Source organism: Chitinophaga sp. 22308, assembly GCF_052045305.1.
GTDB lineage: Bacteria > Bacteroidota > Bacteroidia > Chitinophagales > Chitinophagaceae > Chitinophaga > Chitinophaga varians_A.
In genome coordinates this window covers 475,759-494,457 of sequence record NZ_JBQEOP010000005.1, presented here as the reverse complement: position 1 = coordinate 494,457, position 18,699 = coordinate 475,759, and the positions used below count along the sequence as shown (strand labels likewise).

Here is an 18,699-nt window from a genome sequence, read left to right as displayed (position 1 = left end):
AATAAGCAAATAATCGTAACTTGAATACAACCAAATAGCCAGTATGCGTACAGCAGCTTTTCTTTTATGGGTGGTCCTGGCAGCCTGTCTGTTTACCGGCAGGGTAATGGCGCAGGCCAATGTCATTACACCGGACCATATCTACCACAACAACATCAAGTCCGTCAAATTCAATCAGCAGGGCGATCCGCTGAGTATGCCCATGTATACCATTGGTACCGGGGAGAAACTGGAGCTGTCTTTTGACGACATGGACAACGATGTGAAAACCTACTACTATTCTTTTATCCTTTGTAACGCGGACTGGACACCGGCACAGGTGAACCAGTTTGACTACATGCGCGGGTTCTCTGAAACCAGGATACTTAATTACAAGATGTCTTCCGTGGCATTGCAGCGGTATACGCATTACAGTGTGCAGCTGCCGGGCACCAACAGTTACCCGATCAAGTCGGGCAACTACCTGCTGAAGGTATACCTGGACAGTGATACCACGCAGCTGGCGTTTACCCGTCGTATGTACGTAGTGGAATCAAAGGCTGGTGTCGCCGGGTTTATCCAGCAGCCGGTGTCTCCGAAATTGTTCCGCACGCACCAGAAGGTGAACTTTGAGGTCAATACCGGTTCTCTGAATATCCAGAATCCTTTTGACCAGATCAAAGTGGTGATCCTGCAAAACTACCGCTGGGACAATGCTGTTACCAATCTGAAGCCGCAGTTTATCAACGGTAACGTGATCAAATACAATGCGGAGCTGGACTGTGTTATTCCCGCGGGGAAAGAGTTCCGCTGGATAGACCTACGGAGTTTCCGCTTGCAGACAGAGCGCGTACTGCGATCGGAGTATCATGCAAACAGTACGGATGTTTTCGCGGTGCCGGATGTAGAGCGGGCCGACAAAGTATATCAGTTCATCAAAGACGTTAATGGCAAATATTATCTGGCCACGCTGGATGATTATAACCCGGATTTTGAGGGAGACTATGCGTCTGTACATTTTTCTTTTGCTTCCCCTGAACCTTACGCCGGTTATGATATGTATATCTTTGGGGAGATGACCGACTACGAACTGAACAGCAATAGTAAATTGAGCTACAATGCTGCCAGCAGGGCTTATGAAGGCACTTTGTTCCTGAAGCAGGGATACTATAATTACATGTACGGGCTGATAGATAAGACAGTGCCTAATGCAAAATTGAATACAGAATTAACAGAAGGCAACTGGTGGGAAACGGAGAACAACTATACTATTTTGTTGTACTTCCGTCCGTTGGGCGGCCGTGCAGATGAGCTGGTGGCCAGTGTTACCTTAAATTCTATCCTGAACCGCAAGTAGCTGGCGGAGATATGTTATAAAGCAAAGACCTGATGAATGCTCATCAGGTCTTTTGCATTTTTAACAATAAAACACCTATTTATATAACAACAAAACAACCTTGTTTGATTATACGCCGACTGTTTGCCGTAGCTTCACAATGTTGGCTGCACCGCGTTTGATGATGATGCGGGTACCTCTTTCGTAGGTGAAGTAGCGGTAGAACCAGTTGATGAACACCACCAGTTTATTACGGAAGCCGAGCAGGCTCATAAGGTGCACGATCATCCATACTATCCAGGCGAAGTAGCCGCTGAGGCGCATATTGGCGAATTCGGCCACTGCTCTGTTTCGTCCGATGGTGGCCATGCTGCCGAGGTCTTTATAGTAGAAGCCTTTCAGCGTTTTTTTCTCCAGCAGGAGGCGGATATTATGTGCCAGGTTTTTCCCTTGTTGGATAGCCACCTGGGCCACCATGGGATATCCTTTTGGGAAGCGTGGGTCATTGGTCATTTGCGCGATATCGCCGATGGCGAATACGTTTTCAAATCCTTTCAGCTGATTGAACTCATTGACCAGAATACGGCCGTTAGGCAGCAGGATGTCCTGTGGCAGGCCATTTACCGGTACGCCTTTCACGCCGGCAGACCAGAGGAGGGACTGTGATTGAATTTTCTCGCCGTTGCTGAGCGTGATCGTATGGCCGTCATATTCTTTTACGCCGGTATTGACCATCACTCTTACGCCCAGTTCCTGTAACGCGTGCAGCGTACGTTCTGATGTTTTTTCGCTGAAGGAAGCCAGCAGTTTGGGGCCTGCTTCTATCAGGTAAACGTTCATCAGGGATTGGGGCAGATCGGGATAATCTTTAGGCATGATATATTTCCGCAGTTCGGCGAACGCACCTGCGAGTTCCACGCCTGTGGGGCCGCCGCCGACCATCACGAAATTCAGTTTGGGTTTTATTTCTTCGGGGTCTTTAAGCAGCAGGCTTTCTTCAAATTGTTTCACCACATAGTTTCTGATCTGAACTGCTTCGATCAGAGATTTCATACCGATAGCATTTTCTTCTATGGCTTTGTTGCCGAAGAAATTGGTATTGCTACCGGTGGCGAAGACGAGGTAATCGTAATGGATGTTGCCGATACCTGTTTCCAGTATGTTTTCCGTTGCCCTGATGCCTGTCACTTCCGCCATACGGAAGACGAGGTTTTTCTGTTTTCTGAAGATGCCCCGAAGCGGGAAAGCGATGCTGTCTGGTTCCAGTCCGGCGGTAGACACCTGATAGAGCAGTGGCTGGAAAAGGTGATAGTTGTTTCTGTCGAGCAGGACTACCTGGACCGGAGCGTGTTTGAGCTGTTTGGCCAAATTAATACCACCAAATCCTCCTCCTACAATAACTACGCGCGGTTGAGCTGACTCCGGAATATTAGGCTGGATCATAATTCATCTGTTTATTTTGTATTTGGATATGGCATGCCTCGTTATAACATTCTGATACTGCTGGCAGTTCAAATGCCGTACCAGTAGTAATCTTTATCAAAGTTACGAAACTTTCAGAAAAAAATGAAAATAACTCACATGATAAATATCAGGTTTTTGAGATAGGCGTTTCCGTGAGGTGGTTTTCATCCGGTGGCAGGGGGCGTTAGGCGTGGGATTGGAGGCGGTTTTCGGGGCGGGGTGCTTGGGTTCGGGAGACAGGAGAGCCATTAATAATGAATAATGTATTCTGACGAGTCAAGATCCCGGAGCTTCAGCCCGGGATCTCAATCATGCAATCATAACAATATTAAATCAGGAAGGCGTTGTATATCAACGCGGCTGCCACTGCTCCGGCGATAGGGCCGGCGACGGGTATCCATGCGTAGCTCCAGTCGCTGCTGCCTTTTCCGGCGATGGGCAGCATGGCGTGCATGATACGCGGACCGAGGTCTCTGGCGGGGTTGATGGCATAGCCAGTAGGGCCGCCAAGGGAGAGGCCGATGGCCAGTACCACGAAGGCTACGGGCAGCGCATCGAGGGAACCGATGCCGGTAGCGGGTTTGGTGATATAAAATACGGCCAGTATAAAAACGAGTGTGGCAATAAATTCGGTGAGGAAGTTATAGCCTGGCGTTCGTATAGCCGGGATGGTGCAGAAGACGCCCAGTTTGCTGGCGGCATCTGTTGTGGCGTCGAAGTGTTTTTTGTAGCAGAGCCATACGAGACCGGCGCCCAGCATGGCTCCCAGCATCTGGGCGGCGATGTAGGAAGGTACCAGTGCCCAGCTGAAGGAGCCTTTTACGGCCAGGGCAATGGTGACGGCAGGATTAAGGTGGGCGCCGCTGTACTGTCCGGCGCAGAATACGCCGACGAAGACGGCCATGGCCCATCCCATGGTGATGACGATCCAGCCGCCCTGGTTGCCTTTGGACCGGTTTAGTACTACATTGGCGACTACACCGTCTCCGAGGGCGATGAGGAAAGCTGTTCCGATAATTTCGGCTAAGAATGGTGACATGTGTGGAATTTTTAGACTTCTTCTGTCCAGGCCTGGGCTGCTCTGACAGCACGTTTCCAGTCCCTGCAAAGTTGTTGGCGTTGTGTTGTTTCCATAGCGGGTTCAAAGGTGGCGTCTATCTTCCACTGGCGGGCGATGGACGGGATACTGTCCCAGTATCCGACGGCCAGGCCGGCGAGGTAGGCGGCGCCTAAGGCGGTCGTTTCGGTGATATGCGGCCGTACCACGCGTACCTGCAGCAGGTCTGACTGGAACTGCATGAGCATGTTATTGCTGGTGGCGCCGCCATCAACGCGAAGTTCGCTGATGGTCATACCGGCGTCGCCTTCCATGGCTTTGAGCACGTCCATGGTCTGGAAGGCAATACTGTCAAGGGCAGCGCGGGCGATATGTGCAGCGCTGGTGCCGCGGGTGATGCCTACCATGGTACCGCGCGCATGCTGGTTCCAGTAGGGGGCGCCCAGGCCGGCGAAAGCGGGCACGAAGTATACGCCATCACTGTGTGGCACGGTAGCGGCCAGTTTTTCCACATCTGCCGAATGGCGGATGATGCCGAGGCCGTCGCGCAGCCACTGTACTACAGCCCCGCCAATGAAAATGCTGCCTTCCAGTGCATAGGTGGTTTTACCGTTGATCTGCCAGGCTACGGTGGTGAGCAGGTTGTTTTTTGACGGGATGGGTTTGTCACCGGTATTGAGCACCATAAAACAGCCGGTGCCATAGGTGTTTTTCAACATACCGGGCTCGGTGCACATCTGTCCGAAGAGCGCCGCCTGCTGATCGCCGGCGATACCGGCAATAGGAATACGATAGGGGGTGAGGGTGGCTTCGGAGTAGCCATATACTTCACTGGAAGGTTTTACTTCCGGCAACATAGACGCGGGGATATCGAAAAGAGCGAGCAGTTCTGTGTCCCATTGCATGTCGTGGATATTAAACAACAATGTGCGGGACGCGTTGCTCACATCGGTGATATGCAGGTGGCCGTTGGAGAAGTTCCAGGTAAGCCAGCTGTCTACGGTGCCGAAGGCCAGTTCGCCGGCGGCTGCTTTTTCTCTGGCGCCGTCAACGTTGTCCAGTATCCACTTTATTTTGGTGGCGGAGAAGTAGGCATCTATACGCAGACCTGTTTTGTCTTTGATCATTTGTTCCTTGCCTTCTTTGATAAGGCTGTCGCAGTAAGCGGCGGTGCGGCGGTCCTGCCATACGATGGCGTTATGGACTGGTTTACCGGTTTTGCGGTCCCATACGATGGTGGTTTCCCGTTGATTGGTGATACCGATGGCCGCGATGTTATCGCCGGTGATGCGGGCTTTAAGCAGTACTTCTGCGGCTACGCTGGCCTGGGACGTCCATATTTCCATGGCATCATGTTCCACCCATCCGGGTTGGGGGAATATTTGTTTGAATTCTTTTTGTGCAGTAGCCCTGATACTGCCATCGTGGTCGAAGATGATGGCGCGGGAGCTGGTGGTGCCCTGGTCCAGCGCAAGAATATATTTCCCCATCCGGTTAATGGTTTTGGTGGTCAACAATTTACAAAAAAATCCCCGGCGCAAGAACTGCACCGGGGATACACCATCTAAAAAATATCTTTGAAACTACATTTTCTTGGCATCTTCCAGGAACTTGGCGAGGCCGATATCCGTTAACGGATGTTTCAGCAGGCCGAGGATGGAATCTAACGGGCAGGTACATACGTCAGCACCTACTTCAGCGCATTTAACGATGTGGAGCGCGCTACGGATGGATGCTGCGAGGATCTCCGTTTTGAAGCCCTGCAGGCTGTATATCTGCGCAATCTGTGCGATCAGTTCAACACCGTCCCAGTTGCTGTCATCAATACGACCGATGAAAGGAGATACGTAAGCAGCACCGGCTTTAGCCGCCAGGATAGCCTGACCGGCAGAAAACACGAGGGTGCAGTTGGTACGGATACCGTTCTCAGAAAACCATTTGATGGCTTTTACGCCTTCTTTGATCATTGGTACTTTTACCACGATGTTGGGGTGAATAGCAGCCAGTTTCTTACCTTCTTCCACGATAGATTTGAAATCAGTAGAAAACACTTCTGCACTCACGTCACCATCCACGATTTCGCAGATGTCCGCATAATGTTTCAGGATAGCGGCTTCACCTTTAATACCTTCTTTGGCCATCAGGGACGGATTGGTGGTTACACCATCCAGTACGCCGAGATCATGAGCTTCTCTTATCTGATCGAGATTGGCTGTATCGATAAAGAATTTCATACTATTAAGAATTAGATTGTAAGGACTTGATTTGCGTCATTTGTGGAGTACACTGTCATTAGTGAATGAGGTGAGCAAATAGTAACCAGATGACTACTGACGAGCAACTAATGACCTTTAAAAAAGAAAAAAGGCAAGTTACTTATATCGCACCGCTTCAACCACCTACCCTTGCTACATTCCTGTCCTGGGGGAGTTCAGCAGGAGCTGGTCGTATAAGACTTGCCGGTTGCAAAGGTAATGCAATCCGCTGAAAATCCAAATTTTGTAGAAGAAATCTCAAAAAAAATGTTGGATCAGTTCCCCTGGCGTATTATTTTCCCATTAAAAAATCAACCAAATATGTATGTACTACAATTGTTATACTTGAATTTTTGTGTATCTTGTTGACGTTTTAATCCCAGACAACGTGCTGAAACATGTGGCAGCCGTTTGTCTTTATTCTTTCATTCAAAACTATATCCTTATGGACAACGCCAATAGTGGTGCCATCTTTGCCTTCCTTATTCCCTTTCTGCTGTTTGGTATCGGCATTGCTGTTTTCTCCATCATCTGTATGTGGAAAATATACAGGAAAGCCGGCTTTGAAGGCTGGGAGTGCATCATCCCCATTTACAGCACACTTATTTTACTGCGGATTATCGGCAAGCCATGGTGGTGGCTGTTGATGTTTTTTATCCCCTTTGTTAACATTATTTTCGGCATCATGGCTATCCACCTGTTCAGCAAAAGTTTTGGAAAAGACATCGGGTATACACTGGGTCTGATATTCCTGAACTTTATCTTCATAGCTATCATGGCATTTGACCGGACGATCGTGTACCAGGGACCAGCGGGCGACCCCAATGCCCCACGGCCACAGGATATTAACTCCATCGGAAAAAGCCTCGTTTAATGTAAAATCTATTTTTTAACGCTATATACTGTTTCAACCTATGGATTCATTTAACCAAACCAAAAACACTGACCTGCTCTCTGACCTGCAGGAACAAGCTTCCTTTGAACATGCTTCCAAAGGACAACGTTTTGCTAACCTCCTTATCGACGGCATTATCGTGGGCGTAGCCCAAAACATAATAGCCGCGGTACTCGGAATAGGCATTTACGAATCTATCCTCCTCAGTCTCGTCATTAACCTCGCTTACTACACCGGCATGGAAGGTTTCGCAGGCGGACGGACTGTTGGTAAGATGGTAACCGGTACGCATGTGGTAAGCACCAACGGACAACCACTCACTACCGGAAGAATCATGCTCCGCACCGTTTGCAGATGGGTACCCTTTGAGCCATTCAGCATGCTGTTTGGCGACGCACCCTGGCATGATACCTGGACTGACACCGCTGTAGTGAAAGGCAAATAAGTCAGTGCGAATATCTTACTGAAACAGAAAGGCCGAAGCAACATGCTTCGGCCTTTCTGTTGAATATCATCCACCTCAGTTGTCCCGCGTGGTGTAGTAGTTGTAATCGTTTAATACCGTTTCGAGAAAACCGGTATTGGGCAGATCGGACTGAATATGCAGCACCTCTTTGACGCGATGCGCCACCTTGGCGGCCAGTACTTCATCTCCGGCCAGCAACGCTTTGTCCAGCAGTTCTTTTACCTTGTTCATATCCCGGTCAGACAACCGCATGATCTGCGGAAACTGCGGCTGGTAGTCGGATGCCGACATGTCCCGGAAAATAGTTTCTTCAATGCTGCCTTTACGTTTGGTATTGATCACTATCGTGCCGGCCACCAGATCGCCCAGGCGCTGGTTATATGCGGTGCGGGACATGGTCACTATCGGAAGGATCACTGGTATAAAAAAGAGCCCGGCCATCAGGGGGGATTCTATCATCCGGAATATCCACCGGATAAGGTGTTGGCTCGCGGTAGGCTGATTGCCGGTCAGGCTCACCACTTTCATATGAAGTATTTTTTTACCGGGTGACTGCCCGCCCATGGCTATTTCCGTTACCAGGAAATACAACATGACAGGTATCGTTACCACCAATATGATAAACACCATTCTGGCGTTGGAAGATATATTAAGTGCGCCAATAGCTATAAAAGCCAGCAGGACATATGCGCCCCTGATCCCGAAATCAATGAGCCAGGCGAGAAAACGCGCCATCGCGTCCGCCGTTTCAAATTCGAGGTCAATGTTAAAGGAAGTTGGTATTTTTATGTTGCTCATACTCAAATTTACATATTTGTTTATATATTGTTAAACGATTTAGTATGTTTGCCCGATACTCCCCCTTATACTGTAGGTAGATATCCGGATTCAAAAAAAGGGAATTTGACTCATTATGAGAGAATCGTTGTTTATCAAGAAAAATTTGCCCCGCTGGAAACAGATCCAGGAGGAGCCAACAGAGGACCCCGATGAAATGGCGGAAAGATTTGTTTCCTTACTGGATGATCTCTCTTATGCCAAAACATTCTATAGCTTCAGCAAAGTAACCCGCTATATCAACGGACTGGCAGCCGGTATTTACCAGCGTATTTATCAGAACCGCAAAGAGGAAGTAGGCCGCTTTCAATTGTTCTTCCGGTATGAACTGCCGCTGTTGTTCAGGCAGTATCACCGGCTGTTGTTGTTTACGCTTTGTTTTTTCCTGCTGTTCTGTATCATCGGCGCTTTTTCTTCTGCGCATGATGAAACATTTGTCAGGGGTTTTCTGGGAGATGAATATGTAAACATGACAGAACGGAACATCGCGAATAACGACCCTTTCGGCGTATATAAACAGGGCAATCCGTTGCTGATGTTCCTGCAGATAGCGATCAACAATATCCGGGTATCGCTGATGTGTTATGTTGGTGGTATCTTCCTCGGCGCAGGCTCGTTGTACCTGTTGCTGCACAACGGTATTATGCTCGGCGTATTCCAGTATATTTTCTTTTCGCATGGTCTGGGCTTCAAGTCCATACTGGTGATCTGGATACACGGAACACTGGAAATATCCAGTATCGTTATTTCCGGCTGTGCAGGAATTATTCTGGGAAAAAGTCTCCTGTTCCCCGGCACCCGCAAGCGGCTGGACTCCTTACGAAAAGGCGCTAAAGACGGTATCAAAATCATGGTGACCTTGATCCCTGTTTTCGTGGTGGCCGCTTTCCTGGAAGGCTTTGTGACCCGCTATACTGAAATGCCGTTGTGGCTTAGTCTTTTTATACTCGCCGGTTCATTGTTTTTTATGATAGGTTACTTCGTTGTATACCCTATCCGGCTGCACCGTAAAGGGTACCGCCTCAGTGAAAGCGGTAAAGTGATTGTTCCATTGCCCCGTTCAAAGCAGTAATTGTCATGAGAAGCATTTGCAAAAAATATAGCTGGTCGCTGCTGTTGTTATGCCTGTTGGGCATAGCACTGAAGGGGACCGCACAGTCTGTTCCGCCACCAACAACCGACCCGCCCCCGGCGATAGCTGTGCCGGCAGAAGATTCGTCGGCCGTTATTACACCCGTTGAAACAGCTGCTGGTGAGGAAGGCGCGCAGGCGCAGGCGCAGACCGGGTCTTCTGTTCTGGACCAATATGGTGAAGAAGTAGAGCTTCCCCCATTTGATAAAAGGGCGGTGCATGAAAATACCATGAGGGAACTGAAAGCAGACGACGACATGCAGTATCGTGATAACCCCGATAAAGACAAAAAAACGACCTCCGGATTCGGAGAGGGCGTTGCCCGTTTTTTTGCTGCGTTGTTCTATTTTCTTTGGCGGTTTAGCTGGGTAATCCTCATCCTGTTATTAGCAGGGCTTGGTTATCTGTTGTACCGGTTTATGAAGAACAACGACCTGAGCATCTTCCGAAAACCCAAACTGGTAGATGGTCTGGAAGAAATACAGGAAGAAAACCTGCAAAGCGCGTCGGAATACGAAGAAAAAATCCGTGCAGCCATCGCTGCGGGAGAGATAAGACAGGCTATCCGCTGGTGGTACCTGTACACGTTGTTCCAACTGGCCAACCGCCAGCTGATCACTCCCGGCCGGGAAAAAACCAACAACGATTATCTGCGCAGCATGCGGAATACACCTTACTATAAAGCGTTTTCCACATTAACGCTGGACTATGAATATATCTGGTACGGCGGATTTGAAATCAGTGCGGACAACTTCAGGACCATGGACCAGCAGTTCAGGGATTTTAATAACCAATTAGGCAAAGCTTCGTGAAAAACAGGACCACCTATATCATCATCGGCGTTGTATTGCTCCTGGTAATATTGCTGGCTTTTGTCGGCAAAAAGGGAACACTGAACAACGACCGGTTATCTACCAAAATGGAGAAATCATCTTTCTCCAGCAAGGATAAAAAGGCTGGTGGCGCTTATGTGGCCTTCAAAACGTTACCGGAACTTTTTACCCGCCACTCCGTGCAGGTAGTGACCAAACCCTTTGCCACCACCTATGCAAAGGAATCAGAACTGCGTTATGCGTACAACAACTATATCCTGGTGGCCAACGAGCTGTTTACAACGGAGAAAGATGTGGAGGCCATGATGGAATGCGTGTCCATCGGCAACTATCTTTTTCTGAGCGTGAATAAAATTGATCCGTTGCTGGCGAAGAAGCTGAAATGTAAAGTAGTTGAAGGGTACAATTATCAGCCGGGCGTTCCCACCAAAGTACAGGGATATAATGATCAGTCAGTGCCGCTGGACACGACTTACAGCTACAGCGGTATGGTAGCCGGCAGTTATTTTTCTGCTATCGATACCGCCTATACGAAAGTACTGGGCAGTAATTTTAAAGGCAAACCCAACTTCATCCGGGTGGTACACGGGCGCGGCTGCTTTTTTATATCGCTGAACCCTTATACTTTCTCCAACTACTTTCTGCTGGAACAGGATAATATCGGGGCGCTGGAAACGCAGTTGTCCTACATGCCGGGAGATGCGTCCAATATTTACTGGGACGATTTTTACAGCCACCAGGACAGCGCACAGTCCGGCGATTTCAGCGAATGGCAGGTGCTGATGCGTTATCCTTCGATGCGCTGGGCACTGTGGCTGTCGGTATTACTGTTATTACTGTATGTGCTTTTTGAAGGAAAAAGAAGACAACGCATCATTCCTGATAAACCTGTGCTGGCCAACAATTCCCTTGAATTTGTGGATGCCATCGGCCAGTTGTATTATCAGCAGCACGATAACTTCAACCTGGCGCATAAAATGATATTGCACCTGTTGGAGTATATCCGTAACCGTTATTACCTGAACACCAATCACCTTAATGCACAGTTCATTGAAGCATTGTCCAAAAAGGCGGCCATGCCTGAGAATGAAGTAAAAGAGCTGATTAATATGGTGCATCATATTCAGCTGGCCGGACAGGTAAGCGACGAGCAACTACAGCATTTTTATCAACGCATTCAACATTTTTATTTAAATACGAAATAATGGACATCAATACCTTTCAACCCAGGACTGATTTTACCACCCTGCATGAAGGCGTGGAAGCTATCAGAGCACAGATTGGTCAAGTAATTGTGGGACAGCACCAGATGGTGGACCTGCTGATAGCGGGCCTGCTCACGCAAGGGCATGTACTGATTGAAGGGGTGCCGGGCGTGGCCAAAACACTGACCGCCAAATTGCTGGCACAGTGTATAGACGCTGATTTCTCCAGGATACAGTTCACCCCCGACCTGATGCCGGCAGATGTACTCGGCACCTCCGTATTCAATCCGCAAACGCGGGAATTTGAATACAAAAAAGGACCCGTCTTCAGCAATATGGTACTGATAGATGAAATCAACCGTGCCCCTGCCAAAACACAGTCGGCGCTTTTTGAGGTGATGGAAGAAAGGCAGATCACCAACGATGGTACAACTTACCAGCTGGACCGTCCGTTTATGGTAATTGCCACGCAGAACCCGATAGAACAGGAAGGCACTTACCGGTTGCCGGAAGCACAGCTGGACCGTTTTCTTTTCAAAGTGGAAGTGAAATACCCCGACCTGAAAGAAGAAGTGGCAGTGCTGCAAAATGTACAACGGCTGAACGGCGCTACAGACCTGTCTACAGTAATAGCGAAAGTAGTGACGGCCACACAGATGATCGAATTCCAGAATCTGGTGCGCCAGGTAAGGATAGACGAAAAGCTGTTGCACTATATCGCTTCCATTATCCAGGAAACCCGTATGAACGCATCTTTGTACCTGGGTGCTTCACCGCGTGCATCCATTGCCGTTATGAACTGCGCCAAAGCCATGGCTGCCATGCGTAACCGGGACTTTGTGGTGCCTGATGACATCGTGGAAATGATCCCCCACGTATTGCGTCACCGCATTATGCTGACACCGGAAAAAGAAATGGAAGGTATCCGTACGGACGATGTGATCGCACAGATCATCAAGATGGTAGAGGTTCCCAGATAAGCTGATTGTATATGTCTTCAACTGTAAAAAACAACTTGTATCAGCAGCTGTTTTTCAGCAATCGCCTGTATATGGGACTGGGGGCCAACATCCTGTTGTTCATCATTTCCTTTTTTGTGCCGGGGCTGTTCAATGTTGCCATATTGATTTTTGTGGTGCTGCTGGTATTACTGGTGCTGGATGTGATATTGCTGGTACTGAGACCGGCCAATATCTTCCAGGCCATGCGTACAGCCAGTCCCCGCTTTAGTAACGGGGATGAAAACGACGTAGTGGTTGCCTGTACCAACCGTTATCCTTTTCCGGTGTCTGCAACACTGGTGGAGGAGCTGCCATTCCAGTTCCAGGACCGTAATTTCGCTATGAAAGCGAAGTTGGGTGCCGGTGAAGCGTATGAATTCAGGTATAAGCTGCGTCCTGTGGAAAGAGGCGTATATCATTTCGGATATACCTATATTTTTGTACAGAGCGCGCTAGGTATCGTTAACCGCCGCTTCGTCTTCAATACCGAACAGGATGTGCAGGTGTATCCCAGCTTTCAGCAGTTACGGCATTTCTCCCTGTATTCCTATATGAACCGGCTCAATGAGATAGGGGTGCATAAACGTCGTGTAATTGGCCACAGTATGGAGTTTGATCATATCAAGCCGTATACGAAGGGGGATGATGTGCGTATGCTCAACTGGAAAGCGACCGCCCGTTCCGGTAACCTGATGGTGAATAACTATGTGGAAGAAAAATCACAGCAGGTATACTGTGTGATCGACAAGGGGCGTACCATGAAGATGCCTTTTGACGGGCTGACGTTGCTGGACTATGCCATCAATGCTTCGCTGGTATTCAGCAATGTGGCGTTAGGCAAAGGCGACAGGGCAGGACTGGTAACGTATAATGAAGGTGCCGTGGAAGTGTTGCCGGCGAGCAATAAAAAAGTACAGCTCAACAAGATACTGGAGTTGTTGTATTCGCAGGAAACACAGTGGAAGGAGAGTGACCTGGAAGCGTTAAGCGTACAGTTGCGCAGTCATTTATCACAGCGTTCCCTGCTGATATTATTCACCAATTTCGAATCGATGTCCAGCCTGCAGCGGCAGCTGCCCTATCTGCGGCGGCTCGCGAAGTACCACCTGGTGCTGGTCGTGTTTTTTGAGAATACGGAACTGAAGCGGATAACAGAGCAGGAGGCCGTGGACGTGGAAGCTATTTACAAGCAGACTATTGCACAGAAGTTTGCCTACGATAAGAAGCTGATCGTGAAAGAGCTGGCCAAATACGGCATTATGTCTTTATTGAGCACACCGGAACATCTAACGCTGAATGTGGTCAACAAATACCTGGAGCTGAAGGCGCGTACGCTGATTTAACGTTATTGACGCCGGCCCCGTGGCCTTGCCTGTCCCGGCGGGGGAGGCAGTTCGGGGTCGGGCATTATTTTAACAGGTACTTCTGAACGAATATACAGGTTAGGGTTGGCTTTGTACCATGCTTCCATGATCACGGCCTTTGCCGTATCATTTTGTTCCACCAATACATCCTGACCGATAACAGTACCGGCAGAAGTCCGGAACCGCAGTTGTACGGTATCCAGCGGCAGTACCCGCCCGCTGCTGAATTTCCCCTCTACGTTCATATAATAGCGGATGTTACGTTTGATGCTGTCCGCATAATGGTTGAAACGCATGCCTACCAGGTAAGGCAGGGTCAGTGTATTTGACAGGGACGTATTTCCTTCCCCGTTAACGGTAATGGTTACACGATAATGGTCCTTTACCAGTTGCAGGCGGTCGAAATAAAGGATACCGTCCCGGATATTGCCGTTGGACGTGCTGACCTGTATTTTATTCCAGCGGAGGTTGCCGCGCAACATGCCGGTGGTTTGGCGGCTGCTGCTGTCGCTATATACGAGCTCCACGCCGACAGGCACCCGGTCATAGAGTTCGGACACGGCGGTGGTATCGTACCACACGTTGATACGTGCCACTTTTGTCTGTTGGGCATGTGCCAGCAGTGTGAGCAGCAGTGATATGGACAGCAGCAGGTGTTTTTTCAAAGTCTTTATTGTTTATCGCACCGCCATTTGTCTGGCTACGTATTTACCCAGAATGTCAAACTCCAGGTTAACGAGGTGTCCGGGGTGCATGAATTGTACGTTGGTGAATGCGAACGTATATGGTATGATGGCCACAGAAAATTCTTTCTCCGTGATATCGAATACGGTAAGGCTGATGCCATTCATGCAGATGCTTCCTTTTTCCACTATCAGGCCGGCGTTGGCGGTAGGATAGGTGAAGCGGTACAGCCAGCTGCCATTTTGCTCCTGGCGAGAAATGCAGGTGCCGGTGCCATCCACGTGGCCTTGCACGAGGTGCCCGTCTATACGGCCGTTGAAGACCATGGCCCTTTCCAGGTTGACTTGTGCGCCTGGCACCAGCAGTGACAGATTGGTTTTCTGTAACGTTTCCGCGACAGCTACCACTTCGTAGGTATCGCCCTGAATGTTTGTAACGGTAAGGCATACACCGTTATGGGAAACGCTCTGGTCTATTTTGAGTTCACCGGCAATTGACGACTTGATATTGATAATGAGATTACCGCCGTCTTTGCGGGTGGACATAACTTCTCCTGTTGTTTCAATGATTCCTGTGAACATGCAGCGAATTTAAGAAAAAAACTATACCCTTGGTTTCCAGGGAATTTCTTCCACGCCCAGCTTGTGGCCGGTCCAGCGGGCCAATACAAAGAGGTAGTCGCTCAGGCGGTTGATGTATTTAAGGACCAGCGGTTCGATGAACATCTCCTGTTCCTGCATGCCTACGCAGAGCCTTTCAGTGCGGCGGCATACACAGCGGGCGATATGGCAGGTGGATACGGCCACATGTCCGCCTGGCAGAATGAAGTGTTTCATGGGGGGCAGTTCTTCATTCATTTTATCGATGCTGGTTTCCAGCAGTTGGATATCTGCTTCGTGGAGGTCGGGGATGCGCATTTTCGTTTCTTTGTCGGGATCGCAGGCGAGTGCTGCGCCGACGGTGAACAGGCGGTCTTGTATTTCCTTCAGCAGTGTTTTGGTGTCCGGATCTGCCATGTAATCGTTGACCAGACCGATATAGGAGTTCAGTTCGTCTACGGTGCCATAGGCATCTATGCGGAGATCGCTCTTGGGTACTTTGGTACCGCCTATCAGGGAGGTTTTGCCTTTATCCCCTGTTTTGGTGTATATTTTAAGAGACATGTCTTTTTTCTGCAAAATACGAATTACGCAGCGGTCATGATTTGAGCAGGGCTTCTTTTTTCTCATTGACCCTGTCAGACTCGATGACACCGTCTCTCAGGCGGATGATCCTTCTGGCGTGATCGGCAATATCTTCTTCGTGCGTCACCAGTACGACGGTGTTGCCCGAAGCGTGGATGCTGCCGAATATGTCCATGATTTCGATGGAGGTTTTGGTATCGAGGTTACCGGTCGGTTCATCGGCCAGGATGAGGGAAGGATCGTTCACGAGGGCGCGGGCGATGGCCACACGCTGGCACTGTCCACCGGACAGTTCGTTGGGTTTGTGTTTGTAACGGTCGCCCAGTTTTACCCTTTCGAGCATTTCGCGGGCTTTTTCCTCCCTTTCTTTTTTACCGATACCGGCGTAGATGAGGGGGATGGCCACATTTTCGAGAGCGGTAAGGCGGGGCATGAGGTTGAACTGCTGGAAAACGAAACCGATTTCTTTACCGCGAACGCCGGCCAGGTCGTTGTCTGCCATGGTGCTGACGTCGTGGCCGCTCAGGATATATTTGCCGGCGGTGGGGGAGTCCAGGCATCCGAGAATGTTCATCAGCGTGGATTTACCGGAGCCGGAAGGTCCCATCAGGGCAACATACTCGTTTTTGAAGATGTCCAGGGATACCCCCTTCAGTACCGGTAGCTCATTTTTACCTAAAAAATAGCTTTTTCTGATGTCTTCCAGGTGGATAACGGACTTTTGCATGTGGTTATTTCTTTATGACTTTCGGTACCTCAAAGTATTCAGAGGTGGCCGCAGGTGCGTTTTGAAGGCCTTCTTCCCGGGTGATGGTGGTCGTCACCCTGTCTTCCCGGAAAACATTATAGTCAGCAGTAAGATGTAACAACGGTTTTACATCGGTAGTGTCCAGTTCGTTGAGTTTCTCCACAAAGGTGATCATCCGCTGAAGGTCGCCACGGATGGCGGTTTTCTCCTGCTCGTTGAATTCCAGTCTGGCGAGGTCGGCTAACTGTTGTACCAGGGCGTCGTTCACTTCCATAATCAAATTAAATCAAAAAATAATAAAATGTAATAGCCAAAATGATGGTATCTCAAAAATAGGGATAAACGGAGAGCTTTCAGCTGCCTGCCATCGCCTTTTTGCACATTTTATGATATTTTTTTACAGATCGGCAGGCAAGGGAATATTAAAAGCTAACAGCTATTCTTTAAATTGCGCCCTGTTATGGCTACAGAAAAAGAAATTGTGGTGAGCGGCATACGCCCCACCGGTTATTTGCATTTAGGCAATTATTTTGGCGCGATCCGTAATTATATCCGGATGCAGGAAGAGTTTGACTGCTACTTTTTTGTGGCGGACTGGCATTCGCTGACGACCCATCCGAACCCGAAAGACCTGCAAGCCAATGTGATGCGGGTGCTGGCGGAAAACATTGCTTCCGGCCTCGACCCGGAAAAAGTGACCCTGTACGCTCAAAGCCATGTACCGGAAATAGCAGAGCTGTATCTGCTGATGAATATGCTGGCTTATAAAGGTGAGCTGGAAAAAGTACCTACGTTTAAGGACAAGGTAAGATTGCAGCCCGAAAACGTAAACGCCGGCCTGCTGACCTATCCGGTGCTGATGAGCGTGGACATTCTTATTCAGCGTGCCGTGAAAGTGCCGGTGGGCAAAGACCAGGGACAACACCTGGAAATGGCCCGCAACTTCGCGCAGCGTTTTAATAACCGTTATGGTGAGCTGTTCCCTGAACCGGTGGCTTTCAACTATGGTGATAACCTTGTGCGTATTCTGAGCCTCGATGGTAAAGGTGGTAAAATGAGCAAGAGCGAAAATGAAATGTCTACCATTTACCTGTCAGACGATGATGAAAAGATCCGCCAGAAGTTGAAAAAAGCTAAAACCGACAGTGGCAGCGGCATACCAGGCGAACCTATGCCGGAATCCGTAGCTAACCTGGTTGAAATCATGAAACTGGTATCTGCTCCTGATACCGTTCAGTTTTATGTTGATGCTTTTAATGCCGGCACGATCCGCTATGGAGATATGAAAACACAACTGGGGGAAGATATGGTGAAATTTATTGCTCCTATCCGCGAAAAGGCGAAAGACCTGCAGGAAAATCGCGCTTATCTGCATAAGATCATGAAAGAAGGAGCTGAAAAAGCACGGGCAAATGCGGCACAAACTTTGCAACAGGCGAGAAATCTCATTGGTTTAAACTATTTTGAGTAACCACAACTGTCAGCATTTTTCAGTATTCACGACCTTTCATAAGCATGGCAAAACAAAATAAAATCAAACATATCGCGATCGCCGGCAATATCGGCGCGGGTAAAACCACCCTCACCGAAATGCTCTGCCGCCATTACAAATGGCATCCGCAGTATGAAGATGTAGAGCACAACCCATATCTGAACGATTTTTATGAGGATATGCCCCGTTGGTCTTTTAACCTGCAGGTATATTTCTTAAACGGCAGGCTGAAACAGCTGCTCGAAATCCAGAATGGAAAAGAGACAGTGATACAGGACCGCACTATCTACGAGGATGCGCATATTTTCGCGCCCAACCTGTATGAGATGGGACTGATGACCAAAAGGGATTTTGATAACTATTTCAATTTTTTCCAGACGCTGAAAAGCATGGTGAAACCACCGGACCTGCTGATTTACCTGCAGGCGTCCGTGCCCACGCTGGTAGCACAGATACAGAAAAGAGGAAGGGAATATGAGGAAAATATCCGGCTCGACTATCTCAAACGGCTAAACGAATATTACAACAACTGGATTGAGAAATATGATGAAGGTCCTTTGCTGGTGATTGATATTGATAAAAATAAATTTCCCGAGAGCGATGAAGACCTCGGAGAAATCATTTCAAAAATAGATTCCCAGCTGCACGGACTTTTCTGATCCTTACAGCAACAGCTTATTACGCCCCGTCTGGCAACCGCCAGGCGGGGTTTTTATTTTCCGGGAAATTTTTTTCACGCGTTTAGAAGTGATTAACATTTGCCATTT

At 48.8% G+C, this 18,699-nt stretch carries 20 protein-coding genes and 1 other RNA gene; 10 read left to right on the top strand and 11 right to left on the bottom strand.

Annotation, left to right across the window (positions count from 1 at the left end):
- Positions 1-43: 43 nt before the first annotated feature.
- Positions 44-1,336 carry a DUF5103 domain-containing protein gene (locus ACTJJS_RS22265; protein ID WP_440665294.1) on the top strand — a complete coding sequence of 431 codons (1,293 nt, stop codon included), beginning with the start codon at positions 44-46 and terminating at the stop codon, positions 1,334-1,336.
- A 108-nt stretch (positions 1,337-1,444) separates the two neighbouring features.
- On the opposite strand, the gene ACTJJS_RS22260 is transcribed toward ACTJJS_RS22265, so the two are convergent.
- The 5 genes from ACTJJS_RS22260 to ffs form a co-directional block, all read right to left on the bottom strand.
- Complete coding sequence (locus ACTJJS_RS22260; protein WP_440665293.1) at positions 1,445-2,758, bottom strand: NAD(P)/FAD-dependent oxidoreductase; 1,314 nt, start codon at positions 2,756-2,758, stop codon at positions 1,445-1,447.
- 349 nt (positions 2,759-3,107) lie between these two features.
- Positions 3,108-3,818 (bottom strand): MIP/aquaporin family protein, encoded by a 711-nt coding sequence (locus tag ACTJJS_RS22255; RefSeq protein ID WP_168871801.1) that lies wholly within the window; start codon positions 3,816-3,818, stop codon positions 3,108-3,110.
- Between the two features lie 11 nt (positions 3,819-3,829).
- On the bottom strand, positions 3,830-5,326 hold the full coding sequence (gene glpK / locus ACTJJS_RS22250; protein WP_440665292.1) for a glycerol kinase GlpK: 1,497 nt from the start codon (positions 5,324-5,326) through the stop codon (positions 3,830-3,832).
- A 93-nt stretch (positions 5,327-5,419) separates the two neighbouring features.
- Complete coding sequence (fsa, locus tag ACTJJS_RS22245; protein WP_078667044.1) at positions 5,420-6,070, bottom strand: fructose-6-phosphate aldolase; 651 nt, start codon at positions 6,068-6,070, stop codon at positions 5,420-5,422.
- A gap of 128 nt (positions 6,071-6,198) precedes the next feature.
- Positions 6,199-6,298, bottom strand: an RNA gene (gene ffs, locus ACTJJS_RS22240) — signal recognition particle sRNA small type.
- A gap of 238 nt (positions 6,299-6,536) precedes the next feature.
- On the opposite strand from ffs, the gene ACTJJS_RS22235 reads away from it, so the two are divergent.
- Both ACTJJS_RS22235 and ACTJJS_RS22230 read left to right on the top strand, forming a co-directional pair.
- Positions 6,537-6,965, top strand: a complete 429-nt coding sequence (locus ACTJJS_RS22235; RefSeq protein ID WP_440665291.1) for a DUF5684 domain-containing protein — start codon at positions 6,537-6,539, stop codon at positions 6,963-6,965.
- A 40-nt stretch (positions 6,966-7,005) separates the two neighbouring features.
- Positions 7,006-7,431, top strand: a complete 426-nt coding sequence (locus tag ACTJJS_RS22230) for an RDD family protein (protein ID WP_168871804.1) — start codon at positions 7,006-7,008, stop codon at positions 7,429-7,431.
- Between the two features lie 75 nt (positions 7,432-7,506).
- Here the strand turns inward: ACTJJS_RS22230 and ACTJJS_RS22225 are convergent, their stop codons facing one another.
- A complete protein-coding gene (locus tag ACTJJS_RS22225) occupies positions 7,507-8,250 on the bottom strand; it encodes an RDD family protein (protein WP_168871805.1) in 744 nt (247 codons plus the stop codon).
- A 115-nt stretch (positions 8,251-8,365) separates the two neighbouring features.
- Here ACTJJS_RS22225 and ACTJJS_RS22220 point away from each other — a divergent pair, with 115 nt between their 5' ends.
- From ACTJJS_RS22220 to ACTJJS_RS22200, 5 genes are read left to right on the top strand one after another with little or no spacing between them, the layout of a single operon-like run.
- The gene (locus ACTJJS_RS22220; protein ID WP_168871806.1) at positions 8,366-9,361 is read left to right on the top strand and encodes a stage II sporulation protein M; all 996 of its coding nucleotides are present in this window, start codon (positions 8,366-8,368) and stop codon (positions 9,359-9,361) included.
- A gap of 5 nt (positions 9,362-9,366) precedes the next feature.
- Positions 9,367-10,233: a DUF4129 domain-containing protein gene (locus ACTJJS_RS22215; protein WP_440665290.1), complete on the top strand. Its 867-nt coding sequence runs from the start codon at positions 9,367-9,369 to the stop codon at positions 10,231-10,233.
- Positions 10,230-11,459 (top strand): hypothetical protein, encoded by a 1,230-nt coding sequence (locus tag ACTJJS_RS22210; RefSeq protein WP_440665289.1) that lies wholly within the window; start codon positions 10,230-10,232, stop codon positions 11,457-11,459. The genes ACTJJS_RS22215 and ACTJJS_RS22210 overlap by 4 nt, the downstream gene beginning before the upstream one ends.
- Complete coding sequence (locus ACTJJS_RS22205; protein WP_168871809.1) at positions 11,459-12,439, top strand: AAA family ATPase; 981 nt, start codon at positions 11,459-11,461, stop codon at positions 12,437-12,439. The genes ACTJJS_RS22210 and ACTJJS_RS22205 overlap by 1 nt, the downstream gene beginning before the upstream one ends.
- A gap of 11 nt (positions 12,440-12,450) precedes the next feature.
- The gene (locus ACTJJS_RS22200; RefSeq protein ID WP_440665288.1) at positions 12,451-13,803 is read left to right on the top strand and encodes a DUF58 domain-containing protein; all 1,353 of its coding nucleotides are present in this window, start codon (positions 12,451-12,453) and stop codon (positions 13,801-13,803) included.
- Positions 13,804-13,805: 2 nt separating this feature from the next.
- On the opposite strand, the gene ACTJJS_RS22195 is transcribed toward ACTJJS_RS22200, so the two are convergent.
- Genes ACTJJS_RS22195 through gatC form a run of 5 tightly spaced genes read right to left on the bottom strand, consistent with a single transcriptional unit; the run spans position 13,806 to position 16,714 of the window.
- Positions 13,806-14,489 (bottom strand): hypothetical protein, encoded by a 684-nt coding sequence (locus ACTJJS_RS22195; RefSeq protein WP_440665287.1) that lies wholly within the window; start codon positions 14,487-14,489, stop codon positions 13,806-13,808.
- Positions 14,490-14,501: 12 nt separating this feature from the next.
- On the bottom strand, positions 14,502-15,089 hold the full coding sequence (locus tag ACTJJS_RS22190; protein WP_440665286.1) for a riboflavin synthase: 588 nt from the start codon (positions 15,087-15,089) through the stop codon (positions 14,502-14,504).
- Positions 15,090-15,110: 21 nt separating this feature from the next.
- Positions 15,111-15,671 (bottom strand): cob(I)yrinic acid a,c-diamide adenosyltransferase, encoded by a 561-nt coding sequence (locus ACTJJS_RS22185; protein ID WP_440665285.1) that lies wholly within the window; start codon positions 15,669-15,671, stop codon positions 15,111-15,113.
- A 34-nt stretch (positions 15,672-15,705) separates the two neighbouring features.
- On the bottom strand, positions 15,706-16,419 hold the full coding sequence (locus tag ACTJJS_RS22180) for an ABC transporter ATP-binding protein (protein WP_168871814.1): 714 nt from the start codon (positions 16,417-16,419) through the stop codon (positions 15,706-15,708).
- A gap of 4 nt (positions 16,420-16,423) precedes the next feature.
- Positions 16,424-16,714 carry an Asp-tRNA(Asn)/Glu-tRNA(Gln) amidotransferase subunit GatC gene (gene gatC, locus ACTJJS_RS22175; protein WP_440665284.1) on the bottom strand — a complete coding sequence of 97 codons (291 nt, stop codon included), beginning with the start codon at positions 16,712-16,714 and terminating at the stop codon, positions 16,424-16,426.
- Between the two features lie 186 nt (positions 16,715-16,900).
- On the opposite strand from gatC, the gene trpS reads away from it, so the two are divergent.
- Both trpS and ACTJJS_RS22165 read left to right on the top strand, forming a co-directional pair.
- Complete coding sequence (gene trpS / locus ACTJJS_RS22170) at positions 16,901-17,911, top strand: tryptophan--tRNA ligase (RefSeq protein WP_168871816.1); 1,011 nt, start codon at positions 16,901-16,903, stop codon at positions 17,909-17,911.
- Positions 17,912-17,955: 44 nt separating this feature from the next.
- Positions 17,956-18,591, top strand: a complete 636-nt coding sequence (locus ACTJJS_RS22165) for a deoxynucleoside kinase (RefSeq protein ID WP_168871817.1) — start codon at positions 17,956-17,958, stop codon at positions 18,589-18,591.
- Positions 18,592-18,699 lie beyond the last annotated feature (108 nt).